Raw genomic sequence first — 24,413 nt, 5'->3', positions numbered from 1 at the left:
GGAAGCCATGCCCCTCAGCCGGTTTTGTCCCCGATTCGCGGCGCGTCCCGCAGTTTCGCCCGATGGGCGGAAATCCAGTCGAGCGTGCGATCGAAGGGCATCGGGCGACCGATGCCGAAGCCCTGCACATGGTCGCAGCCGAGCTGCGCCAGCAGCGCGTGTTCACCGACCGTCTCGACCCCTTCGGCGAGGGTCTCCAGTTCCAGCCGTTCGGCCATGGTCAGGATCGCGGCGATCAGCTTTTGCTGTTCGGGGTCGCGGTCGGCCTTCATCACAAAGGACCGGTCGATCTTGATCCGCGAGACTTCGAACCTCTGGATCGAGGCGAGCGAGGCATGGCCGGTGCCGAAATCGTCCAGGTCGATGCGGCAGCCCAGCCCGGCCAGCCCGGCGATATTGCGGGCGATGGTGTCGTCCGGATCGCTGCTCATCACCGTTTCGAGGATCTCGACCGACAGCCGGTCGGCGGTCAGATCGAAGCGGTCGAGTTCCCAGCGGATGCGCTCCACCAGGGCCGGATTGCGCAGCTCGTCGGTGGAGAAATTCACCCCCACGCGCGGCACATCCGCCCCGGCGCTGTCCCAGGCCTTCAGGGCGGTCAGCGCGTTGTAGAGGATCACCTCGCCCAGCCGCTGCATCAGCCCCGCCTCCTCCAGCGCCGGCAGGAACTGACCGGTCGGGATCATCCCGTGGACCGGGTGGGTCCAGCGCGCCAGCGCCTCGAATCCGGTGATCTTTCCGGTGTCGGTCGAGATCTGCGGTTGATACCAGGGCTGGATCTGGCCGTTTTCAAGCGCGGCCGCGGCCTCGTCCTGCAGGTCGTGGCGGGCGCGGCTGCGGCGATGGGTCTCGGCGCTGTAGACGCGGATGCCCGAGGGGCCATTGGCCTGCGCCTCGCTCAGGGCGGCACTGGCGGCCTCGAACCAGGCGCCGGCACCCGGGCCAGGCGCGCGGCTGCGCAGGCACAGACCGATGGAGCAGGACATGTAGATGGTGCTGGCGTCGACCGAGATCGGATCCTCCACCGCGCTTTGCATCCGGCCGGCAAGCTGAATGCAGAGTTCGAGATCGAGCTGGCGCACCGGGGTCAGGCAGATGGCAAAGCGGCTGTCGCCGATCCGCGCCACCGTGTCGGTGCCGCGCAGCGCCGCGCCGATCCGCTCCCCGGTCTGCAGCGCCACCTGATCGGCGGCGGCCTGGCCATGCCGTTCCTCCAGATCGCGGAAGTCGTCCAGCTCCAGCACGAAACAGGCCGAGCGCAGGCCGGAGCGGCTGGTCTCGGCATAGACCCGCTCCAGCGCCGCCTCGAATCCGTCGCGCAGCAGCAGACCGGTCACCCCGTCGCGCGGGACCGAGGGGGCCCGCGCCCGTTCGTCGAAGGCGCCAACAAAGGCAAACAGCAGCGGCAGACCGAGCGAGGTGATGACCAGCGCCGCCTCGCCCCAGAGCCAGAAGGCGCCCAGCGTGATCGCCGGAAGAAAGGCCAGAACCGGGGGGCCCATGAGAATGGGCAGGACGGTCTGGCGCAGCCGGGTCAGGGGGCTGGAGGGCGGCAGGGACATTGGGGGCCTTTCACCTTTTGCGTTTCGCAAGGTGAGGTTAGCCCGAGGGTCTGACCCAGATGTTAACGCAGAACGGGAATTTTCCCGTTGTCGTTCCCATCCTCCGCGTGGGCCGTGGCGGCGCGGGTCAGGCCGGCGAAATCGAACAGTTTGGGGTCGAGCATATGCGAAGGGCGGATGTTCATCAGCGCCCGGAACATCACCTGGCGGCGGCCCGGCGCGTTACTTTCCCACTGGTCCAGGATCGCCTTGACCTGCTGGCGTTGCAGCCCGTCCTGGCTGCCGCAGAGGTCGCAGGGGATGATCGGATAGTTCATGGCGCGGGCGAATTTCCCGCAATCCTCCTCGGCCACATGAGCCAGCGGCCGGTAGACAAAGAGGTCGCCCTCTTCGTTGACCAGCTTTGGCGGCATGGTCGCCAGCCGCCCGCCGTGAAAGAGGTTCATGAAGAAGGTTTCCAGGATGTCGTCCCGGTGGTGGCCCAGAACCACCGCTGAGCAGCCCTCTTCCCGAGCGATCCGGTAAAGATTTCCGCGCCTTAACCGCGAGCAGAGGGCACAGTAGGTGCGCCCGGCGGGCACCTTGTCCATCACCACCGAATAGGTGTCCTGATATTCGATCCGGTGCGGCACCTGCATCTTGTCCAGAAACTCGGGCAGCACCGTGGCGGGAAAGCCGGGCTGGCCCTGATCGAGGTTGCAGGCCAGGAGATCAACGGGCAGCAGCCCGCGCCATTTCAGCTCGTAAAGGACCGCCAGCAGCGTGTAGCTGTCCTTGCCCCCCGACAGGCAGACAAGCCATTTCGGCCGTTCCGCGCCCTGTTCGACCATGCCGTATTGCTCGATCGCCTCGCGGGTGGCGCGGACGATGCGCTTGCGCAGCTTCTTGAACTCCGTCGAGGAGGGCGCGCCGTTGAACAGCGGGTGGATATCGTCGGTTTCGTCGAACATGGTCTGGCTTTAATGGAGTCGCGCGGATCGGGCAAGCGGCGCGAAGTGCGGTAAGCGGCGCGCGCAGCGGGCGCGGCATTGGGGCGCGGCCTTGGGGATCGGCGGGGGGTGATTCTGCGGGCGGGCGCGGCCCTGTGCGCCTGCATCGGAGGGAGGGATGAAACCGCCCCCTTACTTTCTATTGGCCGCCTTTTCCTTCGGCTTCGGCTCCGGCACCGGATCATAGCCGTCGCTGCCCAAGGGATGGCAGCGGCCGATGCGGCGCAGCGCCAGCCAGCTGCCCCGGATCGCCCCGTGTTTCGCCAGCGCCTCCAGCGCATAGGCGCTGCAGGTGGGCTGATAGCGGCAGTTATGTCCGACCCAGGGCGAAAAGATCAGCCGGTAGGCATGGACCGGCAGGGCGACGATGCGGGCGAGCGGGGTCATGGGCGGCTCTTGTTGCGGTCGGCGTGAAGTTTCGCCATCGCATATCTAAGATCGCCCAGAAGCGACTCATAGGGGGCTGCGACAGTTGTGTCGCGGCGCCCGATCAGCACATAGTCCCAGCCGTCGTGGCCGAGGTCGGGCAGGATCGCGCGCGCCACCTCGCGCAGCCGCCGCTTGGCGCGGTTGCGGGCGACGGCATTGCCGACCTTCTTGGAACAGGTATAGCCGACGCGGATTCCGGTCGCGGCGTGCCCCTCGGGGCGGCGGCGGGCCTGCACCACCATGGTGGCGGTGGCCTGGCGCCGGGCGCGCGACGCGGCCAGAAACTCCGCCCGCTTGCGCATGGTCTGAAGCGGCATCCTGGGATCAGCCTCCGGACATGACGAAACCGCCGGGGGCGTCGTCCCCGCAATGGTCTCGGGGGCCTCCGGCGGTGTCGTTGTCATCGGAACCTGACTGAGGCGTTACGCGCTCAGCGACTTGCGGCCGCGGGCGCGACGGGCGTTCAGGATCTTGCGGCCGGCCTTGGTTGCCATGCGCGCGCGAAAACCGTGGCGCCGTTTGCGAACCAGGTTCGAGGGTTGAAAGGTGCGTTTCATCGCTCCGTCTCCAGTCTTGCGGTCGGGTGCGACGCGGATTCGCCCCCCGGATGTGTTCGAAGCCCGTCCTTTACGGGCAGTTGCCCGGCAAGTCAAACCCTGTCGGGACGGTTTTCGCGCTGTGTCTGCAACAAAAGACGCGGCGCGGGCAGGCGGAATGTTACAAAGGCGCGCCCGAGCGCGGAATTTGTCACGAATCCGGCCCGGTCCATCACCGCCGCGTGAGGCCCCTGTCGTTTTTTGTTCCTGCGGCCCATTTTGGACCCTCGGTGAACAGGTTCGGCGAACAGGATCGGGCGGCAGGATGACGGAGACGAACGAGATGATGACCCCACGCGCGCGACGGTGGCTGCGGCATCTGCCGCTGATCGCGATTCTGCTGGTGGCCGCGACCGGCGCGGCGACGCTGGGCGACGATCTGAGTTTCGACACGCTGCGCGACAACCGCGCGGCGCTGCTGGCGTTCCGGGATGGCAATTTCACAGCGCTCGCGCTGAGTTTCGTCGGCGTCTACGTGCTGATCGTGGCCTTCTCCCTGCCCGGGGCGGCGGTGGCCTCGGTCACTGGCGGGTTCCTGTTCGGGCTGGGGCTCGGCGGCGTGCTGAATGTCGTGTCCGCGACCATCGGCGCGGCGGTGATCTTTCTGGTGGCGCGCTGGGGGCCGGGACAGGCGTTGAGCGCGCGGATGGAGGCCTCGGAGGGGCGGTTGCAGCGGCTGCGCGAGGGGCTGCGCGAACATGAGGTCAATGTACTGCTGCTGCTGCGGCTGGTGCCGGCGGTGCCGTTTTTCGTCGCCAACCTGCTGCCGGCGCTGGTGGGCGTGCGGTTCTGGACCTTCCTGTGGACCACGGCCGTGGGGATCGTGCCCGGCGCGCTGGTGTTCACCTGGATCGGGGTGGGTCTGGGCGAGGTCTTTGCCCGCGGCGAAAAACCGGATCTTTCACTGCTATGGGAGCCGTATATCATCGGGCCGATCCTGGGGCTCTGTCTGCTGGCGGCGCTGCCCATCGCCATGAAGATGCTGCGCGGGGGCAAAGAGGTATGAGCGGTATGGAACGGATCAAGACCGACCTGCTGGTGATCGGCGCGGGCTCTGGCGGGCTGTCGGTGGCGGCGGGGGCGGCGCAGATGGGCGCCGATGTGGTGCTGCTGGAAGGGCACCGGATGGGCGGCGATTGCCTGAACTACGGCTGCGTGCCCTCCAAGGCGCTGATCGCGGCGGCCAGGGCGGCGCATGGCCAGGCGAGTTCCGCGAGATTCGGCGTCGCCAACGTGGTTCCGCAGGTGGATTACGCCGCGGCGATGGAACATGTGGCGGATGTGGTCGGGCAGATCGAACCGATGGACAGTCAGGCGCGGTTCGAGGGGCTGGGGGTGCGGGTGATCCGCGAGTATGGCCGCTTTGTCTCGCCGCGCGAGGTGCAGGCGGGGGATCATGTGATCCGCGCGCGGCGGGTGGTGATCGCCACCGGCTCTTCGCCGCTGGTGCCGCCGATCCCGGGGCTGGCGGATGTGCCCTATCTGACCAACGAGACGCTGTTCGATCTGCGCGCGCGGCCCGATCATCTGCTGATCATCGGCGGCGGCCCGATCGGAATGGAGATGGCGCAGGCGCATGTGCGGCTGGGCAGCAAGGTCACGGTGATCGAGGGCGACCGCGCGCTGAACCGCGACGACCCCGAACTGGCGGCGGTGGTTTGCGACAGCCTGCGCGGCGAGGGCGTGGAAATTGCCGAGGGCGCGCTGGTGGAACGGGTTTCCGGCACGGCGGGCGCGATCGAGGTGACGGCGCAGGACGGGCGGGTCTTTGCCGGCTCGCACCTGCTGGTGGCGGTGGGGCGCAAGGCGAATACCGAGCGGCTGAACCTGCCGGCGGCGGGGATCGAGACCACGCGCACGGGGATCAAGGTGGATGCCGGGCTGCGCACGAGCAACCGCCGGGTCTATGCCATCGGCGATGTGGCGGGCGGGCTGCAATTCACCCATGTGGCGGGGTATCACGCCGGGGTCATCATCCGTTCGGCCCTGTTCGGTCTGCCGTCGAAGGCCGGCGAGGCGCATATCCCGCGGGTGACCTATAGCGATCCGGAACTTGCGCAGGTCGGTCTGAGCGAGGCCGCGGCGCGCGAGATTCATGGCGACCGGCTGGAGGTTGTGCGGTTCGATTATGCCCATAACGACCGGGCGATTGCCGGGCGCAAGGCAGTGGGATTCGTCAAGGTGATGGTGGTCAGAGGGCGCCCGGTGGGCGCGAGCATCGTCGGCGATCAGGCGGGCGAGTTGATCGGCCTGTGGTCGCTGGCGCTGGCCAACGGGCTGAAGATGGGCCAGATCGCCGCGATGGTCGCGCCCTATCCGACCATCGGCGAGCTTAACAAACGCGTTGCGGGGGCCTATTTCTCACCCAGGTTGTTTGATAGTCAAATGGTCAAACGCGTGGTCGGGGCCGTTCAGAGGTGGCTGCCCTGATCTGGAAAGGGCTGTATGCTGAACACGCTTTCGGGCCGGTTTCTGATCCTGACCACGGTCTTCGTGATGCTGGCCGAGGTGCTGATCTTTGTGCCGTCGATCGCCCGGTTCCGGGTCGATTACCTGAACGATCGGCTCGAGCGGGCGCAGATCGCCTCGATGGCGCTTCTGGCCGACGACATGCTGGAGACCGAGCTGGAGCAGGAGCTCCTGCGCAACGCCGAGGTGTTCAACGTGGTGCTGCGCCGCGACGAGATGCGCCAGCTGATGCTGTCCTCGCCGATCCCCGAGCCCATCGCCGAGACGTATGATCTGCGCGACGCGGGGGCGGTGATGCTGATCCGCGACGCGCTGCGCCGGCTGTTCACGCCGCAGAACCAGATCGTGCGGGTGATCGGCGCGCCGACCCGCGATGCCGGTCGGCTGATCGAGGTGACGATGGAGACCGCGCCGCTGCGCACGGCGATGATCGACTATGGGTTGCGGATCCTGCTGCTCTCGGCGGTGATCTCGGTCTTTACCGCGCTGCTGCTGTTCGTGGCGGTGCAGCGGTTTCTGGTGCGGCCGATCAAGGGCGTGGTGAGCTACATGAAACGCTATGCCGCCGCCCCCGAGGATGCGCGCGGGATTATCCAGCCGCATGCCGGCGTAACCGAGCTGCGCGAGGCGGAAGAGGCGCTGCAGATGCTGCAGACCGAGCTGACCCAGCTTCTCAAGCAGCGCGAGCGCATGGCGCAGTTGGGCGGCGCGGTGGCCAAGGTCAGTCATGATCTGCGCAACATCCTGACCAGCGCGCAGCTGTTCACCGACCGGATCGAGATGAGCGAGGATCCCCGCGTGCGCCGGCTGGCGCCCAAGCTGGTCAATTCGATCACCCGCGCGGTGAGTCTGTGTGAAAGCACGCTGGCCTTTGGCCGCGCCGAGGAGCCGCCGCCAGCGCTGCGCATGATCGGGCTGGCCGCCATCGCTGAGGACGTGGTCGAAAGCGAACGGCTGGCCGTCGGCGATGGCCCGGTGGAGCTGCACAACACCGTGCCCTCGAGTCTGCGGGTGCGGGCCGATCCCGAGCAGCTCTATCGGGTGCTGCTCAATCTGGTGCGCAACGCCTGCCAGGCGATCGAGGCGACCCGCCGCCCCGGCTCCGTGACCCTGCACGCGCGCGAGGACGACGACGACTGGTGGATCGAGATCGCCGATACCGGCCCCGGCCTGCCGGTCAAGGCGCGGGAGAACCTGTTTACGCCGTTCCGCGGCGGCGCCCGCGCCGGCGGCGCCGGGTTGGGCCTGGCGATTTCGGCGGAGCTGGTGCGCGGTCACGGCGGCGCGCTCGAACTTGTCCGCTCCGGGCCTGAGGGCACGGTCTTTGCCATCCGCCTGCCACGATCCATGTCGGCGCTGGAGATTTCCGGGCCGGATCGCACCCTGGAAGGGACGCGAAAAAAGGATGAAAAAATCGTCTGAAATGGGTTGCAAACCCCCAGGGCCAAGGGTACATGCAGGGCCTCAGTGGACCGATAGCTCAGCTGGATAGAGTACCTGACTACGAATCAGGGGGTCGGGGGTTCGAATCCTCCTCGGTCCGCCACTGCACTTTTACGATGTTGTTTTTGAACGATTAATCTGCATTTTTTCCAACTCGTTCGGAAAAGTTGGAAAAATCCGTTCCCGAAATGATATTCTTGGCATCCGCGGTCTTGCTATATTCGCGGGTTTGCTCGGATGTTTCGTGTCCCAGAAACGCCATGCGCTGCTCAGGGGGCGCGCCGGCCTCGGCCATCATCACTGATCGTAGTTTTCGCAGCCCGTGGGCGGTCAGTCCGCTGGCGAGCCCAGCCTCTTTCGCGGCGCGGGAAAACCACTGTTGCGCGGCCTTTGGCGATCTGGCGGCGCCCTGCGCGGTGCTGAGGAACGTCATGTGTTTAGGCGCCGCCGCGACGCAGTCCGCCAGGTGCGGGCTGATCTCGAACCATACCGGGGGCCCCATCGCCGCCGCCCCGGAAAAGGGGCAGATCGCCAGCGTCCCGGTTTTCGCGCGCTTGTAGCGCAGCCAGCCCTGCCGGTCGACGTGCCCGGGTCCGATCCGGCAGGCATCGGTGACGCCGGCGCCGGTGTGCAGCATCAGCTCCATCGCAAACCGCTGCATCGTGCCAATTGCCCAGTGCCGCCGGAACCGATCGGCATCCGCCCTAGTCCACGGTGTGTGGCCGTCCGTTTTCGGGGCCCTGTGCGGTCCAACCAGCGGTTGGGTTGGCCTCAACCAGACCGGAATCGTACCACCAGCGCCCCAGCGCCCGCCAGACCTTGAGCCGGTTGTTTGCCGGGATCGGCGCGAGGCGGGCCAGATCCTGCCTGACGTGGCGCGGCTCAAGATCGACCATCCGGCCGACGCCATAGCGCGCGTCGATGTCGTCGAGCATGCGCCGCCAGCTCGCCCGCGTCGAGGCGACATAGGCGGCGAGAAAATCGGGATGCCCCTTTGGCAGATCCGGCATGGCAATGGCCCTGTGCCCGGCCGGCGCAGATAAAAGCGCGGGTTGCCGGACGGCCAGTGGCCGCTCTGGCTGAGCCCTTTCAGCCGCACAGCCCCGCCCCGAACAGATCGTCGCATGAGTTCGCCTCCTGCCCCTCATAGGGCAGCGATGCGATGAGTTGGTCAAGGCCGCGGCGGTCGTACAGCCGTTTTCGGCCCAGCACCCGGCGCGGAATGTCGAGGGTGTGCAGCGTCGATTCCGATACGCCCAGATAGTGCGCGGCCTGCGGGGCCGGCAACAGGGCGGGCGGGAATTCGAGCGTCACGGCCATGGCGTCAGTCCTCCGCCTCCCTGTTCGCAATCTCCAACAGAACGTCGGCGTGGCAGGGGGTTCAGTCTGGACAAGTCTCGCCCAGCGGCAGCCCCTCCGCGTGGCGGTCGCACAGCCGACACCAGCAGGCGAGATCACGCCCGCGCAGGGGGGCGACGACAAAGGAAATCAGATGTGGATCGTGGCGCAGCTCTTTCTCCGTCAAGGCGCGAAACTCCCGCACCGCGGCGGCGGCGTCTTGAATGCCGTCCTCTCCGATGCGGAACGGATTGCCCCACCGGCTGGGCCGCGCCACGATCACCGCGTCCGGGTTCTCGGCGCGCCATGGGCGGTCGCGGCGCATCTGGATGCGGCGGGGGCGGTCAGCCATTGTCCTCTCCCCTCGGCAGATAGAGCCGCGCCGGGGCTGGGCCGGTGACATCGATGGTGTAGCCGCCCTTGCGCCCATCGCCGCGCAGAACGCGCGTCTTGATCCCGGGCAACGGTTTGCCGTCCGGGCCAAGCCCGCCGATCTGCTCCAGCACCTCGGTCGCCATGCGCGCGCGCAGCTCCTCCTCGGTGACCTGGGCGCGGAAACTGATGGTGTCTGGGGTGATAAGTTTCATGCCGCTTGTTCCTCTCTCTCGGCCACGTGCGCGCAGTTCGCCCGCGCCAGCGCCTCGGCCAGTGGCGGGCAGACGCTGTTGCCGCACATGCGGGTCTGTTCGGTCTTGGTGAAGGTCCGGCCGTCTGGCGCGGTCTCGATCCGGTAGCTGTCTGGGAAACCCTGGGCACGGAACATTTCGCGCGGGGTGAGCATGCGCATGCCGATATCGGCGATGGCATAGGTCGCGCCGTCGATCTCGACCGTGACCAGGCCGAAAGTGTCGCGGGTGCTGAGGGTGTGCAGCGGCTCGCCCGCCTCCTGTCCCAGGCCCTGCCCGTAGTATTTTTGCAGGAACGCCGCCACCAGCGCGCCATGTCCGCCGCCGGCGCAGATTGTCGGGTGCGGGGCCTCGATCGAGGCGTCCCGCCGCGACGTGCCATGCAGGCTGAGGAGAGAGGCCGCGACCACCTGCTGTTGTGTCCCGCGCGTGGTCAGGGTGCTGAGCGGCGCGGTGGCGGACCGCCCGGCGTTGCGCTCCATCCGCGGCCCGGCGTTGTGCTGGGCGAGGAAGGTGGCGACCAGCGCATGTTTCGCCCCGCCTGCCACCACGGTGCCCAGCGGCTTGTCCAGCCCCGGAACGCGCGGGGCTTGCCCGGGCCGCTCACCATATCCGGTCTGCACCAGAGTGGGCACGACGATGCCGTTGTAATCCTTGGTGCTGGCGGTGATCGTGTGGTGCGGTGCGTCCATCGGCCGGTTGTGGCCGCCGTGCTGGCCCTGCGTCGAGAAGGGGGCGAGGGTCGGCGCGACCAGCCCATGCTGGATGCCGCCGGCAGAGACGGTTCCAAGCGGATCGCCGATGGGATATTCACGCCGTCCACCGCTATAGCCGTGCGCGACCGAGATCACGAAGGGCTGTTTCGCCTCGACCACATAGCGCATGACGCCGCGCGCGATTGCGGGCCTCCGCGCGGGCGCGGTCGAGGATTTCCTTCTGCTTTTGGGCATTGCCTTGCCCCTTGGCCCATTCCGCCATGGCGCGGCCGGTCTCCACGCCCATCGGGCGGCGCGGGTCGAGCAGCCCTTTGAACTGGTCGGCGACCTTGATCTGGTGGACCGGGCAGCCAGGGGAGGAGGGGTCGAGGATGATCGTTTCAGCAACATCGCAGAATGACTGATCAGGTAGTTCAATTATCGGCTGAAGGAGCGACGAGAACCGATCCTCCGCGGCGTCCATCTAAGCTGACGACACCAATGCATAGAACTGATTGTTCCAATCGTCTGGCGTCCGATTGGGCTCGGCATCGGCGGAATAGCCATGGCCATTCATTCGTGCGGACCAAGCCGCATGAGTGTCTACGATCTCAATGTACCAGCCTGGCCGAGCGAACCTTTCAACATTGAGTAGACTCAACCATCTTGAGAGCTCTTGGTCGTTGACTCGAACGACGGCCTGTTTGGAGCTGCGTCTCAGGGAGTCGTCATCACGTTTGAGGTCAATATGTTCGCCGTTCGGTGAGACAATCGCACGCGGCTGACGCGAAAATGACGGTGTCTCTTCCGGAAGCTCTGGCCAAGTCGGCTCAGGTCCGCCATCGAGCCAAGCGATCTCGGCTGCAACCGCGTCAGCGTCCTTCCCCGCTTTCTCCTCCTCGTAAGCCTCTCGAGTAGAGGCGTCCTCGTCATGGGGATTCCAACGCCAACGGCAGCAGGTGAAAGCGATACGGACTGCAGCTTTGATCAGTCGCGGATCGGCATCTCTGATGCTCTCATGTGCTGCCTCCACCCGCCGTACCCGCATAGGGAGAGTCTGGGTGTAACGGGTGCCACCATCAACGACAGCGACCTCTCCCACACCGGGGGAGGTCACGCAGACGGACCCGAGAGCAGCCCAGTTAGCTGGGGCACTTTTCAGGGGAATTTCCCGGCCAACGGGGGCCACGGATGCTTGGTTTATTAATCTGGAGATCAATGGCTGGGGTGGTAGGATTCGAACCTACGGTACACGGTACCAAAAACCGCTGCCTTACCACTTGGCTACACCCCAACGGTGAGCGGCTAATTACGCGGCTTGTTCGGGCTGTTCAAGGCCCATCTGACAAAAAAATCCGCAAAGATGCTGGCGGCGGCGGCGGTGCGGAGGATCTTTCCGCGCCATCGCATGACCGGCCCTCCGGATCAGTCCCGGATCTCGTCCGGATCGACGCCCCAGAGGTTGGATTTCCGGGTCCAGCCGCGATAGCCGCCGGCCGAAATCCGGCACCAGTCATGGCTGCATTCGCCCAGCCGCGCCACCACCCCCAGTTCGAATCGCGCGATCACCGGCGTGGCGTCGTCGGCGCGCGCGTGCACCGCCAGCATGTCCTGTTCCACCAGCACCGTGCGTACCCCGGACAGCAGCGCATAGTGCACCCAGCCTCCGGCGCCGTCGCGGTCCTGCACCCGGCGCCAGTGGCCGTGCTCGGCGGTAATCTGCAGCGGCATGTCGCGGCGCTTGAACACCCAGTCGATCCGATGGGTCAGCGACGGGCCACGGCGCACGTTGCCCTCGCCGGCCTTGAGCGAAACGAAACGCGGCAGTGGCAGGTTCGTCACCGGCCCGCGCGCGTCGCCTTGCTGCGCCTGCCCCGCACTTGCCAGCAGGATCACCGCCACGGTCGCCGCGGCGCGGCGTGTCAGTCGCATCAATACACTCACAGACGGCCTGCCCGATTTCTCTGTTTGCCTCATCGCGGAAAGCCTGCGTCATTTGCGCATCGGGTTCTTGTGCCCCGGCTGATCCTGCGCCACGATGCCACGGCGCAGGCGGTTTTGAAAAGCATCGGAGGAGCATCAGTGCCAAGAGAACGACTGAGTGTTGTCGTGACGCGACGGTTGCCGGAGGCGGTCGAAACCCGGCTGAGCGAGCTTTTCGACGTCCGCTTGCGCGAGGATGACACCCCCATGACCCGCGCCGAACTGGTCGAGGCGGTGAAAACCGCCGATGTCCTGGTGCCCACCCTGACCGACGCGATCGACGCCGGCCTGATCGCCCAGGCGGGCGACCGGCTCAAGCTGATCGCCAATTACGGGGCCGGGGTTGATCACATCGACGTCGCCACCGCCCGCCAGCGTGGCGTTCTGGTCTCCAACACCCCCGGCGTGGTCACCGACGACACCGCCGACATGACCATCGCGCTGATCCTCGCCGTGACCCGCCGCATCCCCGAGGGGCTGGCGATGATGCAGCGCGGCGACTGGCCCGGCTGGGCGCCCACCGCGATGCTGGGCGGGCGGATCGGCGGCCGGCGACTGGGCATCCTCGGCATGGGCCGGATCGGCCAGGCGGTGGCCCGGCGCGCCGCCGCCTTCGGTATGCAGGTGCATTACCACAACCGCCGCCGGCTGCGCCCCGAGATCGAAGAGGCGCATGAGGCCACCTATTGGGACAGCCTCGATCAGATGGTGGCGCGGATGGACGTCATCTCGATCAACTGTCCGTCCACCCCCAGCACCTTTCACCTGATGAATGCGCGGCGACTCAAGCTGATGAAGCCCAGCGCGGTGATCGTGAACACCTCGCGCGGCGAGGTGATCGACGAGAATGCACTGACCCGGATGATCCGCGCGGGCGAGATCGCGGGCGCCGGGCTGGATGTCTACGAACGCGGCGCCGAGGTGAACCCGCGGCTGCGTGAGCTGCCCAATGTGGTGCTGCTGCCGCACATGGGGTCGGCCACCGTCGAGGGGCGGATCGAGATGGGCGAAAAGGTGATCATCAACATCAAGACCTTCGAGGACGGCCACCGCCCACCCGATCAGGTGGTGCCGGCGATGCTCTGACGGGTGCGGGCCTTCATCGCCATCGACCTGCCCGAGGAGGTGACGGCGCCGCTGGTCCGGCTGCAGGCCGGGCTGCCCGCTGGCAGGCCGGTGGCGGAGGAGAACCTGCACCTGACGCTGGCCTTTCTGGGCGATCAGGAAGAGGTAGTGCTGGAAGGGCTGCATTACGAGTTGGAGGGAATAAAAGCGCCGCCCTTCGAGCTGTGCTTCTCTGGTCTCGGCACCTTTGGCGGCAACCGGCCGCGGATCCTGTTCGCCGATGTGGCGCCTGAGTCGGCGCTTACCGATCTGCACCGCCGGGTAACGGGCGCGCTGCGCCGCGCCGGGATGGTTCCGCCGCGAGAGCGTTTTCATCCGCATGTGACGCTGGGGCGCTTCGGCAATGGCGCGGCGGCGGACGTGGCAGCCCGGTTGCGCGGGTTCCTTGCCGAGCATGGCGACACGCCGCTGCCCGGGTTTGCGGTCACGGGGTTCGGCCTCTACGAATCGACGCGGCACCCGTCCGGGGTGCGTTATGAGCTGCTGGCGCGGTACGATTTGGTGTGAAGGGGGCTCGGGGGCAGCTGGTCCGCTCGCTTTTCCTCCGTTGGGGGAGGGGGCGCAAAGGACAGAGGAAGGTGCGAGGCGATTTTGCCGTTCCCCCTCTATCCCTCGATCTCCAGAGCAAGCCGAGCGAGCGCCAGACCGTGGGATGGCGCTACGACCTCTGATCGGCGCACTTTATGGCAGCCAAATCCGCGGCCTTATGTATCAAACGCACCAAGCGTGCGACAGCGCCAGCCGGAGGGCTGAGCGGTGATTAAGATAGCTTTGATCGCGTTGATAATCTTAAGCAATGTCCAGCAGGACAAATGGCCTGGTTCCGTCTTTGATGAACCTCCATACCGTCTCGCCGCCAACCCCGGTTACGTCCATGAACGAGAGTTGCACAAGAAAAACGATACGATCACTTTCTGTAATTGCGGCGCTTTCGGTCTCGCTCAAAGCGACGTGGCGCTGGTTGTTCAGTTCCCCGCCCGATTGAATGACATCATAGCAAGCATCCAACTCGCCTTTTTCTACTGTTTTCCCAAGGTGATGGCGTACCGCAGTGAGAACAGCGGGGCTACGGCCAGCGTTAACAACGGTGTAGTCAATGGATCGCACCCCGCCTTGGTTGTTATGGAGCCTGTATGTATCGGTAATTTTGACTGCGAGGAAAGGCCTCTCCAGAGTTCTGAAGCTGTCCTCGGCAATGTCGGCCTCTCGCTTGGCTTGGTCGGCAGTGTTCTTGGTTTCTCTGAGGGTGTAGTAAACAAAAACGACACCAATAGAGGTGACAAACATAGTGATGGCAGAGACAATGAGAACTCCAAGAGCGGACAGCGACATATGCTGTTGCGCCTTCAAGTCCTTGTAGGATGTATATTCTTCATTGGCGGAGTCTATGGCATCTCTAATGCATTTCGACGCAGAAAAGACATAGGGGATTTCTCCGCAAGCATCGATGCCGCTATGTGCTTCGGAATTTTGTCGTTCGGCTATATCTTGACGATCATGGGCATAATATTCCTCCAATGACCAAATAGCCCAAATGCCAGCACTTGCCGATGCAATGAAAGCTAATCCAAATGCAACTGCGATGATCCAACGGCTGACAGACATTGCAACAGGAACGCCGCGCTAAACTTCCCTCGGGACAGCTTGTTGGCGATGTTCGCTTCCTTCTCGCTGATTCCCATTTCGCCTAGCTTTTCAACAAGTTTAGCGTATGTCACGCCTTTCCGTTTCAGCTCAGCCTTGAGAAGGTTTGCCGCCTTCGCTTCCCACTCTGTTTGCGTGGCCATGTCGCCTCCGTTATAAATCTATCGTATGTGATAGATAACCTATTGCAAACAGTATGTCACTATACTATATTCGATATAAACCTAACGAATGTAGTAGAAATGGCACAACACTTCCTTCTCTCCGCAGCATCCCGCACCCTCAGCCTTCGCTCGATTTACAAGGCTGGCGAGGACTCGGCTTACCGCACCTTCTGCGAAATGCGCTGGCCGGAAACCAACGGCGAAGCGGTTTGCCCGTGCTGCGGTCATGACGAGGCGTACAAGATCACCACCCGCCGCAAGTTCAAGTGCAAGGCGTGTCACCACCAGTTCAGCGTCACCAGCGGGACCATCTTCGCAAGCCGCAAGATGGACTTCGTTGACCTGCTGGCGGCGATCTGCATCATCGTGAACGCCTCCAAGGGTGTTTCGATGGTCCAGCTTTCGCGCGATCTGGACTGCCAGTACAAGACCGCCTTCGTGCTGGCGCACAAGCTGCGCGAGGCGATGGCGCAGGAAGTCCAGACCGGCGAAGTTCTGACCGATCACGTCGAGATTGACGGGGCCTATTTCGGCGGTCACATCCGCCCGGCAAACGCCAAGGTTGACCGCGTTGACCGCCGCCTGAAAGAGAACCAGACCGGCAAGCGCCGCGTTGTCGTCGCCCTGCGCGAGCGCGAGGGCCGCACCCTGCCTTTCGTGACCATGAGCGAGGCCGAAGGCGTTGCGCTGGCAAACGAGAACGTTGACCGCACGGCAACCATTTCCGCCGACGAGGCGAGCCATTGGGATCTGCTTCACGCGGGATGGAACGTTGACCGGGTGAACCACAGCGAGTGCTACAGCGACCACGGCAAGCATACCAACATGGTCGAGAGCTTCTTTTCCCGCCTGCGCCGCATGGTCGAAGGTCAGCACCACCACGTCAGCCCGCAGTACCTTTACCAGTACGCGAACCACGCCGCATGGCTGGAAGACAACCGCCGCACCGACAACGGGACGCTGGCGCAGATCGTGGTGTCGAACGCCATGAGCGCGCCGGTTAGCCGTCAGTGGAAAGGGTACTGGCAGCGGGCGGCTTAAGTGTGATTCTTCCTAGACCTACACACGCAATCGCTGTTATCACCGTGATTCAAATCAACCCACAAAACCTTGAGCGCTCCACCGTCCCGTATACCATAGATTCGATGTTGCCCTTGCAGCCTGAGTGAAAAAATAGAGTCTAGGTCATCCTGCTGGATTTCCATAAGCCGATCTTTAGCAACCTTGTTGAGTCTTCTGCATTCAATCGAATGATGTTGCTTATCACGTAGTTCAGACCACGACATACTTTCGAATGATTTAATTTGTTTGTTAAGTAGGTCGGGCAACGACATGCTAGCGAGAGATTTTTCGCCCCACGGCCCATCCCAGTCGAATGCGCCAAGACGCCACGACAGTTTCAAACCTGCGTCACTGTCAGTTCGAACTGAAGCCCTCACCTCTGGTCCTGAGATGGGCTCTTTAGCGACCTTTGGTTGGTTCCCCCTACCACGCCTATTTGAGCGAGCCATAGTACTCGGACATTGATTCCAAAGTAATTTCGTGGTTCCCGCGCTCACTCGGGCCAAGGCCCTCACGCGCGGACAGCCACGGTTTTTCAGCATGTGTAATATCGCTTAGCTGCTGACCATTGTACTGTGAATAAAACTCAACCACCTTCAAAACGTCATCGGCCTCTGACTCCGAAAGCAACGAAGCATCTCCGCCGGATATCCCCCCGACCTTAAACATGCCCCTATGTTTGGCGTACAGGTCCGGGCAAACAGGTCCGTTCGCCCAAGCTTCAATTTTGCTCTCGAAGAGCGGAGAATCTCTCCACGTCGCTACCCAAGCCTGACTGTAGTAAATAAGCTTCTGTAGCTTCCATGCGCTAACTGGACCCGTCTTTTCCAAGATGTAGGCCGCAACATCAAATACACTTGCCATGCTAGCCTCCCGATAAAATTCACGGATTATGTGGGATACTAAGGTCTACCTTGAGGAATGTGAATCCTACATATCCAGATCGTGATGCACAAGTCGCATTCAAGCCACGCCAAAGATGCCGGACCATTTCACCTTAGAGACATCCACACCCGCCCCTCACGCCCCACCATACCTTGCCGCTTCAACTCTGACAGCATCAACGCAGACCGCGTGTAAGAAGCCTGCCAGTCCAGATCAGGGCGCTTGCATTTGACCCACTCCGCAACCTCTGGAAGCCCCTTGGGGCCGTCTCTGAGAGCGTCCATCACTATAGCTGGCATGACACCACGGCGGGCTGGCTTGAATCGTGGTGGCCTTTGGATGCGCGGCAAGCGATTGACGCCACGCAGAGCAAGCAGCCTCTCGGCTAAGTCTCGAACCTCTCCACCTTCCTTACGCAGATCCAGTAGAGCATTGTTGATAGTCTTGTCCTGCATGGGCGCAGGATAGCAGTTCCCCTACTTAGGGGATTCCGGTTTCTTGGTGCGCTTGATACATACGGCCGCAAATCCGACCTAGATACGAACGGCGCGCCTACGTCAGCCAAGCGCCAGAACGCGGGGACGGTCCGGCGCTTGCGCGGCGCCCTTCGGGCTTGTTCCGCGAAGGGGTACTTTGGCTCGGAGGCCTCCTTCACACCAGTGCTGCAGGTTTTCGGCCCGATCTTGGGGTCGAGCCAGGCGGCCAGGTGGACCAACTTTCACAAGCTCCGCAGCCCCCAGCAATTGCCAGCCCGCCCCGATCCGCTACAGTTGCCCAATCCAGCCCAAGGGAGACGCCCATGCGCCGCTTCGCAATCGCCTTTGCCGCCAGCCTGACCCTCGCGGCACCGCTCTCCGCCCAGCAAACCGCCGATGCCGTCGCCCCCGAAGCCGCGACCGAGGGCGCCTTTGCCAGTGCCTCCCCCGCTATTGCCGAGGCACTGGCGGCGAAACAGTCGGGCCGCCCGGTCGTGGCCGAAAACTGGATGATCGCAGCCGCGAATCCCCACGCGGTGGAGGCCGGCGCGGCGGTGCTTGGCGCGGGCGGGTCTGCCGCCGACGCCATGATCGCGGCCCAGGCCGTGCTGGGGCTGGTGGAACCGCAAAGCTCGGGTCTTGGCGGCGGCGCATTCCTGGTCTGGTACGATGCGGCGAGCGCAGAGCTGACCACGCTCGACGGCCGTGAAACCGCGCCGCTCTCCGCAGCGCCGACCCTGTTTCAGGACGACCAGGGCGAACCGCTGACATTCTTCGACGCGGTGGTCGGCGGCCGCTCGGTCGGTACCCCGGGCACGCCGGCGCTGATGGCAGAGGCGCACCGCCGCTGGGGCCGCAGCCCCTGGCCGGGGCTGTTTCACGACGCCATCGACCTCGCCGAGCAGGGTTTTCCGGTCTCGCCGCGCCTTGCCGGCCTCATCGCCGGCGATGCCGAACGGCTGGCCCGCTTCCCGGAAACCGCGGCCTATTTCCTGCCCGGCGGCGCGCCGCTGGCCGAGGGCCAAACCCTGAGAAACCCCGCCTATGTCGACACCCTGCGTCAACTGGCCGGGCAGGGGGCCGAGGCCTTCTATGCCGGACCCATCGCCGCCGACATCGTGCAGGCCGTGCAGACCGCGCCGGGCAATCCAGGCGTGCTGTCCCAGACCGATCTGGCGCTCTATCAGGTGCGCGAGCGGCCGCCGGTCTGCGTCAGCTACCGCGCCCATGAGGTTTGCGGCATGGGGCCGCCGTCCTCCGGCGCGCTGACGGTGGGGCAGATTCTCGGGATGCTTGAGACCCGCGATCTGCCCGGCCCGCAGGATCCCGAGGCCTGGCGGATGATCGGCGACGCCTCGCGCCTCGCCTTTGCCGACCGGGGCCGCTACATTGCGGATGCCGATTTCGTGCCGATGCCGACAAAGGGGCTGGTCGATCCGGCCTATCTGGCCGAGCGCGCGACACTCCTCGACGGTGACGACGCCCTGCCCGAGGTCGCGCCCGGAACGCCGAAATTCGATCACGCGCTGAACTGGGCCGACGACGCGGCCATCGAGTTTCCCTCGACCTCACATCTCTCCATCGTCGACAGCCGGGGCAATGTGCTGTCGATGACCACCACCATCGAAAACGCCTTTGGCTCCCGCCTGATGGTGCGGGGGTTCCTCTTGAACAACGAACTCACTGATTTCTCCTTCCGAACCCACAGGGACGGCACCCCCATCGCCAACCGGGTGGAACCGGGCAAGCGCCCCCGCTCCTCGATGGCGCCGACCATCGTGATGAAGGACGGCCGCCCGGTGCTCGCCCTGGGCTCCCCCGGCGGCAGCCGCATCATCGGCTACGTGGCACAGGCGGTGATCGCCTGGCTCGACTGGGGGCTGGATGTGCAGCAGGCGGTGGCGCTGCCCCATGCGGTCAACCGGTTCGGACCCTACGACCTTGAGGCCGGCACGGCGGCTGAGGCGCTGCAGGCGCCGCTGGAGACGTTGGGATACGAGGTCAGGATCCGAGATCTGAACTCGGGCCTGCATGCCATCGAAATCGGCGACACCCTGAAGGGCGGCGCCGACCCGCGCCGCGAGGGGATCGCGATGGGCGGCTGAGGCGCGCAGCTGTGCCTTGCCCCGGTCCGGTCGATAGGGCAGGGTTCGCCGCGAACGACCGATAACAAGGAGCCGACCATGGTCCAGGCCACCGCGCTGCCGCGCAACGAAACCGGAATCGAAACCGCCCTGGGCATTCTCAAGCAGCGTTTCGGCGACCGCTGCCAGACGGGGGCGGCGATCCGCGAGCAGCACGGTCATACCACCACCTACATCCAGAACCAGGCGCCCGATGCCGTGGTGTTCCCGCACAGCACCGAAGAGGTCTCGGAGATCGTCAAGGTCTGCGCCGCGCACCGGGTTCCGGTGATCCCCTTCGGCACCGGCACCTCGCTTGAGGGGCATGTGAACGCGCCCGCCGGTGGCATTTCGGTCGATCTGATGCAGATGAACAAGATCCTCGCGGTGCATCCGGGGGACCTCGACTGTGTGGTTCAGCCCGGCGTCACGCGCGAGGATCTGAACACCCATCTGCGCGATCAGGGCCTGTTCTTTCCGATCGACCCTGGTGCCAACGCCTCGCTCGGCGGCATGGCCTCGACGCGGGCCTCGGGCACCAACGCTGTTCGCTACGGCACCATGAAGGATAACGTCATCGCGCTTGAGGTGGTGATGCCCGACGGCGAGGTGATCCGCACCGCGCAACGCGCCAAGAAAAGCTCGGCCGGCTACGATCTGACCCGGCTGATGGTCGGCGCCGAGGGCACGCTGGGCCTGATCACCGAGATCACCCTGCGCCTGCAGGGCATCCCCGAGGCGATCTCTTCGGCGCGCTGTTCGTTTCCGACCGTCGATGCCGCCTGCCAGGCCGTCATGATGACGATCCAGTATGGCATCCCGGTGGCGCGGATCGAACTGCTGGATGCGATGAGCGTGGGCGCGGCCAATGTTTATTCCAAGCTCGATCTGCCGGAAACGCCGCTGCTGCTGCTGGAATTCCACGGCTCCGACGCTGGCGTGGTCGAACAGGCCGAGACCTTCCAGGGCATCGCCGAGGAATTCGGCGGCACTGATTTTGCCGCCACCACCAGCACCGAGGAGCGCAGCAAGCTCTGGCAGGCACGCCATGACATGTACTGGGCCAGCCATGCCCTGCGTCCGGGCGCCAAGGGGCTGTCGACGGATGTCTGCGTACCTATTTCGAAGCTCGCCGAATGCGTTGGCGCCGCGGCGGCCAAGGCCGCGGAACTGGGGCTGATCTCACCCATCGTCGGCCATGTGGGCGACGGCAATTTCCACTGCCTGCCGCTGATCGACATGGACAACCCCGAAGAGATCGCCAAGGCCGAGGACTTCGTCGGCTGGCTGAACGATCTGGCGATCTCGATGGAGGGCACCTGCACCGGCGAACATGGCATCGGGCAGGGCAAGCGACCCTATCTGAAAAAGGAACTTGGCGCGGCCACGAAATACATGGCGGCGATCAAGGCGGCGCTGGATCCGGACAACATCATGAACCCGGGCAAGATTATCTAAAGCGGCGCGGCCCCCCTCCCTGCCCCCGAGAGGGGGAGGGGAGGCCGCGGATGCGCCCGGCGGGGATCTTCCCGGCCAGAGCAATCCAGAACAACAGGGCCGTCGTTTCAGGCCGGGCCGCCATGCTGTCGTTGCCATCAGAGGAGATCCGCTTGCCCCCCCTCTGGCTCGGCACCCTGAAACCGCCCCGAGGTCGGTTTTGCAATATAGGGTGTCGGATGGCTTCTGAGCGGACCCGCCCTTATGGCATACATCAAACAGCAGAGACTCATTTGCGGAGCGCGGTATCATGAAAACCCATGTCAAAGCCCTGGTCGTCGGCGGCGGTGCCGTCGGCACCTCGATCGCCTATCACCTCGCCCGCGCCGGCTGGTCCGACGTGATGCTCGTCGAACGCGACGAGCTGACCTCCGGGTCCACATGGCATGCCGCGGGGCTGCTGCCGCTCTTCAACATGAGCTATGCCAGCAGTCACATCCACGACTACTCGGTCAGGTTCTACAAGACCCTGGAGGAGGAGACCGGCCTGAACCCCGGTTTCGCCGTGGTCGGCAATCTGCGCATGGCCCAAAGCCGCGCGCGCATGGACGAATACCAACTTTACGCCACCACCGCCGAAACCGTCGGTATCCCGCATGAATTTCTGAGCCCCGCCCAGATCAGGGAGCGTTGGCCGCTGGTGCGCACCGAGGATCTTGTCGGCGCGATTTTCCACCCGACCGACGGCTATATCAACCCCGCCGATGTCACCATGGCCATGGCCAAGGGCGCGCGTCAGCGCGGGGTTGCGATCGAACGCAAATGGCAGGCGGACGGTTTCGACTGGAAAGGTGACCACTGGGAGGTGACGCTCACCAAGATGATCGAAAAGGGCGGCAACCTGGTGGCCTCTGACGAACAGGTCGTTGTCTCGGCTGAACATGTGGTCACCGCCAGCGGCAACCACGCCCAGCGCACCGCCGGGATGCTGGGGATCAAGCTGCCGGCGATTCCGGTCGAACACCAGTTCATCGTCACCGAACCCGACCCGGCGCTGGTCGAATATCGCAAGAGCCATGGCGAACACCCCGTCCTGCGCGATGTCGACGCGCGCTGGTACGTGCGCGAAGAGCGCGGCGGATGGATCCTCGGCCCCTATGAGGATGGCGCGCCGGCGCGGTTCCGTTATGGCGTGCCGGACAGTTTCCGCGCCGACCTCTTCCCGCTGGATCTGGAGCGGATCGAACAGGAATACATGGATTTCATCCATCGCATCCCCTCGACCGAAACCGTCGGGCTTAAGGACGATTTCAACGGCCCGATCTGCTATACCCCGGACGGCAACCCGCTGATCGGCCCGGCGCCGGGGCTGCGCAACATGTGGCTGGCCGAAGGCTTCAGTTTCGGCATCACTGCCGCCGGCGGCGCCGGTCATTACCTGGCGCAGATGATGGTCGACGGCGAGGCCGAGATCGACATGGCCTCGCTCGACCCCAAGCGCTACGGCGACTGGATGACCTCGGAATATGCGACCCGCAAGAACGAGGAAACCTATCCCTTCCTGCTGAAACTGCATTGGCCCGATGAGGAGCGTCCGGCCTGCCGGCCGCTGCGCACCGCGCCCGCCTACGACCGCCAAAGGGCGCTGGGCGCGCAGTTCGGCCAGGTGAACGGCTGGGAACGCCCGAACTACTACGGCCCCGCCGATGCGCCCGAGGGGTTTGACGAAACCACCTTCTCGTTCCGCCGTGGCGGCTGGTGGCAATATGCGGTCGAAGAGGCCAGGGCGATCCGCGAGGGGGTCGGCCTGATCGACGCCACAGCCTTCACCAAACATGTGGTCAAGGGGCCCGGCGCGACGCAGTTCCTCGACTGGTTCACCTGCAACAAGCTGCCCAAGGTCGGGCGGATCAATTTGACCTATGCGCTGACCGTTGCCGGGACCACGCGCACCGAATATACCATCGTGCGGCTGGCCGAGGATGAATACTACCTCGTCTCCGCCGGCGCCTGGACGGCCTATGACGCCGATTACCTGCGCAAGGCGGCCGCGGACAAGGCCCCCGAATTTGGCTATATCGAAATTCAGGACGTCACCACCCAATGGGGCGTCTTCGCCATCGCCGGGCCGAAATCGCGCGATGTGCTGAACCAGATCGTCAAGGACGCGGCGCCGGAAACGGTGCTCTCGAACAAACGCTTCCCGTGGCTCTCCATGCGCAATATCGAATTGGGCATGTGCCCGGTCCGCGCCATCCGTGTCGCCTATACTGGCGAGCTGGGGTGGGAGTTGCACCACCCGATCGAGATGCAGAATTATCTCTGGGACCAGCTGATGGAGGCCGGCGCGAACCACGGGATGAAACTGGTCGGCGCCCGCGCCCAGAACTGGCTGCGCCAGGAGAAGAGCTATCGCGCCTTCGGTACCGAACTGGGCCGCGACGCGACCCCGCTGGAGGCCGATCTGCCACGCTTCGTGGATCTGTCGAAGGAGTTCCACGGCAAGGGCGCGCTGGAAGAAATGGGCATCCGTAGCAAATGCTGCACCCTGCTGATCGACGGGCCGGAGGATGCCGACCCCTGGGGCCGCGAGGCGCTTTATCTCGACGGGACAAAGGTCGGCCGACTGACCTCGGGCGGCTATTCGGTGGCCTTCGGAAAATCCATCGGCATGGGCTATGTCAAACCCGAACTTGCGGTGCCGGGCACCAGGCTGAAGGTGCGGATGTTCGACCAGCTCTGGGACGCCGAGGTGACCGAAGACAGCCCCTACGACCCCAGGAACGAGGCGATCCGCAAGGACGGCTGACGAAAACGCCGCCCGCTGGAGAATTCCGGCGGGCGGCGCTGACATCCGATCCGGTTCGGCATGCTCAGTTCATGCCGCGGCCGAAATCCTCGATTGTCACCACGCCGTCGCCGGTCCGGTCCATCCGGTCGAACCAGGCGTCGGTGGTGCCGAGGAACTCTTCCTTCGACACCTCGCCGTTGCCGTCGGCATCATTGTATTCGCGGGCCAGCAGCGCGGCGGGCGAATTTCTGCGGCCCTGGCCCTGCTTCATGCCGGCATTCGCCATATCGGCGGCGCGGGTTTCGTCGAAGAGGTCGTATTCCTCGCCATCCAGCGCGCCGTTCTCGTCCGCGTCGAACATATAGAAGATATTGCCGCGCTGTTCGTGGGCCTCTGCGCGGGTGACCTTGCCGTCGCCGTCCAGATCCCAGTTCTCGATGAAATGGGGCGCGAAGGCGGGCGTCGCCGCCGCAGGAGGCGTGGCGTCGCTGCCGGCGGCCAGCGCCGCGCCGGAGATCAGCCCGAGCGCGGTCGCGGTCAGGACCAGACGACGCATGATATGAGATGCTTTCATGG

Annotated in this window: 26 protein-coding genes and 2 tRNA genes; 10 read left to right on the top strand and 18 right to left on the bottom strand. The window is 64.8% G+C overall.

From position 1 onward, the window contains the following. Positions 1-14 precede the first annotated feature (14 nt). The 5 genes from E1832_RS16570 to rpmH form a co-directional block, all read right to left on the bottom strand. On the bottom strand, positions 15-1,562 hold the full coding sequence (locus E1832_RS16570) for a putative bifunctional diguanylate cyclase/phosphodiesterase (protein ID WP_133360880.1): 1,548 nt from the start codon (positions 1,560-1,562) through the stop codon (positions 15-17). Positions 1,563-1,624: 62 nt separating this feature from the next. After that, positions 1,625-2,512: a tRNA 2-thiocytidine(32) synthetase TtcA gene (ttcA, locus tag E1832_RS16565; RefSeq protein ID WP_133360879.1), complete on the bottom strand. Its 888-nt coding sequence runs from the start codon at positions 2,510-2,512 to the stop codon at positions 1,625-1,627. A gap of 171 nt (positions 2,513-2,683) precedes the next feature. Continuing rightward, a complete protein-coding gene (yidD, locus tag E1832_RS16560) occupies positions 2,684-2,938 on the bottom strand; it encodes a membrane protein insertion efficiency factor YidD (RefSeq protein ID WP_133360878.1) in 255 nt (84 codons plus the stop codon). After that, positions 2,935-3,297 carry a ribonuclease P protein component gene (gene rnpA, locus E1832_RS16555; protein WP_133360877.1) on the bottom strand — a complete coding sequence of 121 codons (363 nt, stop codon included), beginning with the start codon at positions 3,295-3,297 and terminating at the stop codon, positions 2,935-2,937. The genes yidD and rnpA overlap by 4 nt, the downstream gene beginning before the upstream one ends. 105 nt (positions 3,298-3,402) lie before the next feature. Then, positions 3,403-3,537 carry a 50S ribosomal protein L34 gene (rpmH, locus tag E1832_RS16550; RefSeq protein ID WP_012177012.1) on the bottom strand — a complete coding sequence of 45 codons (135 nt, stop codon included), beginning with the start codon at positions 3,535-3,537 and terminating at the stop codon, positions 3,403-3,405. A gap of 304 nt (positions 3,538-3,841) precedes the next feature. Between rpmH and E1832_RS16545 the strand changes: the two genes are divergently transcribed. The 4 genes from E1832_RS16545 (at position 3,842) to E1832_RS16530 (ending at position 7,591) form a co-directional block, all read left to right on the top strand. Continuing rightward, positions 3,842-4,582 carry a TVP38/TMEM64 family protein gene (locus E1832_RS16545; RefSeq protein ID WP_133360876.1) on the top strand — a complete coding sequence of 247 codons (741 nt, stop codon included), beginning with the start codon at positions 3,842-3,844 and terminating at the stop codon, positions 4,580-4,582. A gap of 5 nt (positions 4,583-4,587) precedes the next feature. Then, positions 4,588-6,006, top strand: coding sequence for a dihydrolipoyl dehydrogenase family protein (locus E1832_RS16540; RefSeq protein ID WP_133360987.1), 1,419 nt, complete (start codon positions 4,588-4,590; stop codon positions 6,004-6,006). 15 nt (positions 6,007-6,021) lie between these two features. Further along, the gene (locus tag E1832_RS16535) at positions 6,022-7,467 is read left to right on the top strand and encodes a sensor histidine kinase (protein WP_133360875.1); all 1,446 of its coding nucleotides are present in this window, start codon (positions 6,022-6,024) and stop codon (positions 7,465-7,467) included. Between the two features lie 47 nt (positions 7,468-7,514). Further along, positions 7,515-7,591, top strand: a tRNA-Arg gene (locus E1832_RS16530). A 30-nt stretch (positions 7,592-7,621) separates the two neighbouring features. Here E1832_RS16530 and E1832_RS22580 read toward each other — a convergent pair. From E1832_RS22580 to E1832_RS16490, 9 genes are all read right to left on the bottom strand, one after another. Beyond that, complete coding sequence (locus E1832_RS22580; RefSeq protein WP_165978915.1) at positions 7,622-8,149, bottom strand: tyrosine-type recombinase/integrase; 528 nt, start codon at positions 8,147-8,149, stop codon at positions 7,622-7,624. Between the two features lie 43 nt (positions 8,150-8,192). Next, complete coding sequence (locus tag E1832_RS22575; protein WP_165978914.1) at positions 8,193-8,498, bottom strand: hypothetical protein; 306 nt, start codon at positions 8,496-8,498, stop codon at positions 8,193-8,195. Positions 8,499-8,577: 79 nt separating this feature from the next. Then, a complete protein-coding gene (locus E1832_RS16520) occupies positions 8,578-8,808 on the bottom strand; it encodes a helix-turn-helix domain-containing protein (protein WP_133360873.1) in 231 nt (76 codons plus the stop codon). 61 nt (positions 8,809-8,869) lie between these two features. Further along, positions 8,870-9,178, bottom strand: coding sequence for a DUF4326 domain-containing protein (locus E1832_RS16515; protein WP_245514020.1), 309 nt, complete (start codon positions 9,176-9,178; stop codon positions 8,870-8,872). Continuing rightward, positions 9,171-9,413: a hypothetical protein gene (locus E1832_RS16510; protein ID WP_133360872.1), complete on the bottom strand. Its 243-nt coding sequence runs from the start codon at positions 9,411-9,413 to the stop codon at positions 9,171-9,173. Before E1832_RS16510 ends, E1832_RS16515 begins: the two co-directional genes overlap by 8 nt. Beyond that, on the bottom strand, positions 9,410-10,336 hold the full coding sequence (locus tag E1832_RS16505) for a DNA cytosine methyltransferase (protein ID WP_245514019.1): 927 nt from the start codon (positions 10,334-10,336) through the stop codon (positions 9,410-9,412). The genes E1832_RS16510 and E1832_RS16505 overlap by 4 nt, the downstream gene beginning before the upstream one ends. Further along, positions 10,278-10,631, bottom strand: coding sequence for a hypothetical protein (locus tag E1832_RS23020; RefSeq protein ID WP_245514018.1), 354 nt, complete (start codon positions 10,629-10,631; stop codon positions 10,278-10,280). The genes E1832_RS16505 and E1832_RS23020 overlap by 59 nt, the downstream gene beginning before the upstream one ends. 735 nt (positions 10,632-11,366) lie before the next feature. Beyond that, positions 11,367-11,441: transfer RNA gene (locus E1832_RS16495), tRNA-Gln, on the bottom strand. 131 nt (positions 11,442-11,572) lie between these two features. Then, positions 11,573-12,079, bottom strand: a complete 507-nt coding sequence (locus E1832_RS16490; RefSeq protein WP_133360870.1) for an SH3 domain-containing protein — start codon at positions 12,077-12,079, stop codon at positions 11,573-11,575. A gap of 150 nt (positions 12,080-12,229) precedes the next feature. Here E1832_RS16490 and E1832_RS16485 point away from each other — a divergent pair, with 150 nt between their 5' ends. Both E1832_RS16485 and thpR read left to right on the top strand, forming a co-directional pair. Continuing rightward, positions 12,230-13,216, top strand: a complete 987-nt coding sequence (locus tag E1832_RS16485; protein WP_133360869.1) for a 2-hydroxyacid dehydrogenase — start codon at positions 12,230-12,232, stop codon at positions 13,214-13,216. Positions 13,217-13,219: 3 nt separating this feature from the next. After that, positions 13,220-13,762 carry an RNA 2',3'-cyclic phosphodiesterase gene (gene thpR / locus E1832_RS16480; RefSeq protein ID WP_133360868.1) on the top strand — a complete coding sequence of 181 codons (543 nt, stop codon included), beginning with the start codon at positions 13,220-13,222 and terminating at the stop codon, positions 13,760-13,762. A 282-nt stretch (positions 13,763-14,044) separates the two neighbouring features. On the opposite strand, the gene E1832_RS16475 is transcribed toward thpR, so the two are convergent. Then, positions 14,045-14,860 carry a hypothetical protein gene (locus E1832_RS16475; RefSeq protein WP_133360867.1) on the bottom strand — a complete coding sequence of 272 codons (816 nt, stop codon included), beginning with the start codon at positions 14,858-14,860 and terminating at the stop codon, positions 14,045-14,047. Then, positions 14,818-15,042 (bottom strand): DUF6471 domain-containing protein, encoded by a 225-nt coding sequence (locus E1832_RS16470; protein WP_133360866.1) that lies wholly within the window; start codon positions 15,040-15,042, stop codon positions 14,818-14,820. Before E1832_RS16470 ends, E1832_RS16475 begins: the two co-directional genes overlap by 43 nt. Before the next feature lie 99 nt (positions 15,043-15,141). Here E1832_RS16470 and E1832_RS16465 point away from each other — a divergent pair, with 99 nt between their 5' ends. Further along, a complete protein-coding gene (locus tag E1832_RS16465; RefSeq protein ID WP_133360865.1) occupies positions 15,142-16,104 on the top strand; it encodes an IS1595 family transposase in 963 nt (320 codons plus the stop codon). Positions 16,105-16,557: 453 nt separating this feature from the next. Here E1832_RS16465 and E1832_RS16460 read toward each other — a convergent pair whose 3' ends face one another. Then, positions 16,558-16,989, bottom strand: coding sequence for a Panacea domain-containing protein (locus E1832_RS16460; RefSeq protein WP_133360864.1), 432 nt, complete (start codon positions 16,987-16,989; stop codon positions 16,558-16,560). A gap of 820 nt (positions 16,990-17,809) precedes the next feature. Between E1832_RS16460 and ggt the strand changes: the two genes are divergently transcribed. The 3 genes from ggt (at position 17,810) to E1832_RS16445 (ending at position 23,855) form a co-directional block, all read left to right on the top strand. Continuing rightward, a complete protein-coding gene (gene ggt / locus E1832_RS16455; protein WP_133360863.1) occupies positions 17,810-19,591 on the top strand; it encodes a gamma-glutamyltransferase in 1,782 nt (593 codons plus the stop codon). A 78-nt stretch (positions 19,592-19,669) separates the two neighbouring features. Then, positions 19,670-21,067 carry an FAD-binding oxidoreductase gene (locus E1832_RS16450; RefSeq protein WP_133360862.1) on the top strand — a complete coding sequence of 466 codons (1,398 nt, stop codon included), beginning with the start codon at positions 19,670-19,672 and terminating at the stop codon, positions 21,065-21,067. Positions 21,068-21,356: 289 nt separating this feature from the next. Further along, positions 21,357-23,855 (top strand): GcvT family protein, encoded by a 2,499-nt coding sequence (locus E1832_RS16445; RefSeq protein ID WP_133360861.1) that lies wholly within the window; start codon positions 21,357-21,359, stop codon positions 23,853-23,855. Between the two features lie 64 nt (positions 23,856-23,919). Here the strand turns inward: E1832_RS16445 and E1832_RS16440 are convergent, their stop codons facing one another. Next, positions 23,920-24,411, bottom strand: coding sequence for an EF-hand domain-containing protein (locus tag E1832_RS16440; protein WP_245514017.1), 492 nt, complete (start codon positions 24,409-24,411; stop codon positions 23,920-23,922). Between the last annotated feature and the right edge of the window lie 2 nt (positions 24,412-24,413).

It is taken from the genome of Antarcticimicrobium luteum (genome assembly GCF_004358185.1).
GTDB lineage: Bacteria > Pseudomonadota > Alphaproteobacteria > Rhodobacterales > Rhodobacteraceae > Antarcticimicrobium > Antarcticimicrobium luteum.
This window is presented reverse-complemented; position numbering and strand designations above follow the sequence as displayed.

Coding starts and splice junctions, on each gene's coding strand:
- E1832_RS16470 (WP_133360866.1), bottom strand. CDS start 15,042: ATGGCCACGCAAACAGAGTGGGAAGCGAAGGCGGCAAACCTTCTCAAG.
- ttcA (WP_133360879.1), bottom strand. CDS start 2,512: ATGTTCGACGAAACCGACGATATCCACCCGCTGTTCAACGGCGCGCCC.
- E1832_RS16445 (WP_133360861.1), top strand. CDS start 21,357: ATGAAAACCCATGTCAAAGCCCTGGTCGTCGGCGGCGGTGCCGTCGGC.
- E1832_RS16570 (WP_133360880.1), bottom strand. CDS start 1,562: ATGTCCCTGCCGCCCTCCAGCCCCCTGACCCGGCTGCGCCAGACCGTC.
- E1832_RS22575 (WP_165978914.1), bottom strand. CDS start 8,498: ATGCCGGATCTGCCAAAGGGGCATCCCGATTTTCTCGCCGCCTATGTC.
- E1832_RS23020 (WP_245514018.1), bottom strand. CDS start 10,631: ATGGACGCCGCGGAGGATCGGTTCTCGTCGCTCCTTCAGCCGATAATT.
- E1832_RS16490 (WP_133360870.1), bottom strand. CDS start 12,079: ATGCGACTGACACGCCGCGCCGCGGCGACCGTGGCGGTGATCCTGCTG.
- E1832_RS16545 (WP_133360876.1), top strand. CDS start 3,842: ATGACGGAGACGAACGAGATGATGACCCCACGCGCGCGACGGTGGCTG.
- ggt (WP_133360863.1), top strand. CDS start 17,810: ATGCGCCGCTTCGCAATCGCCTTTGCCGCCAGCCTGACCCTCGCGGCA.
- E1832_RS16465 (WP_133360865.1), top strand. CDS start 15,142: ATGGCACAACACTTCCTTCTCTCCGCAGCATCCCGCACCCTCAGCCTT.
- E1832_RS16540 (WP_133360987.1), top strand. CDS start 4,588: ATGGAACGGATCAAGACCGACCTGCTGGTGATCGGCGCGGGCTCTGGC.
- rnpA (WP_133360877.1), bottom strand. CDS start 3,297: ATGCCGCTTCAGACCATGCGCAAGCGGGCGGAGTTTCTGGCCGCGTCG.
- rpmH (WP_012177012.1), bottom strand. CDS start 3,537: ATGAAACGCACCTTTCAACCCTCGAACCTGGTTCGCAAACGGCGCCAC.
- E1832_RS22580 (WP_165978915.1), bottom strand. CDS start 8,149: ATGCAGCGGTTTGCGATGGAGCTGATGCTGCACACCGGCGCCGGCGTC.
- E1832_RS16515 (WP_245514020.1), bottom strand. CDS start 9,178: ATGGCTGACCGCCCCCGCCGCATCCAGATGCGCCGCGACCGCCCATGG.
- E1832_RS16505 (WP_245514019.1), bottom strand. CDS start 10,336: ATGCGCTATGTGGTCGAGGCGAAACAGCCCTTCGTGATCTCGGTCGCG.
- E1832_RS16460 (WP_133360864.1), bottom strand. CDS start 16,989: ATGGCAAGTGTATTTGATGTTGCGGCCTACATCTTGGAAAAGACGGGT.
- E1832_RS16475 (WP_133360867.1), bottom strand. CDS start 14,860: ATGTCTGTCAGCCGTTGGATCATCGCAGTTGCATTTGGATTAGCTTTC.
- E1832_RS16510 (WP_133360872.1), bottom strand. CDS start 9,413: ATGAAACTTATCACCCCAGACACCATCAGTTTCCGCGCCCAGGTCACC.
- E1832_RS16440 (WP_245514017.1), bottom strand. CDS start 24,411: ATGAAAGCATCTCATATCATGCGTCGTCTGGTCCTGACCGCGACCGCG.
- E1832_RS16520 (WP_133360873.1), bottom strand. CDS start 8,808: ATGGCCGTGACGCTCGAATTCCCGCCCGCCCTGTTGCCGGCCCCGCAG.
- yidD (WP_133360878.1), bottom strand. CDS start 2,938: ATGACCCCGCTCGCCCGCATCGTCGCCCTGCCGGTCCATGCCTACCGG.
- E1832_RS16450 (WP_133360862.1), top strand. CDS start 19,670: ATGGTCCAGGCCACCGCGCTGCCGCGCAACGAAACCGGAATCGAAACC.
- E1832_RS16535 (WP_133360875.1), top strand. CDS start 6,022: ATGCTGAACACGCTTTCGGGCCGGTTTCTGATCCTGACCACGGTCTTC.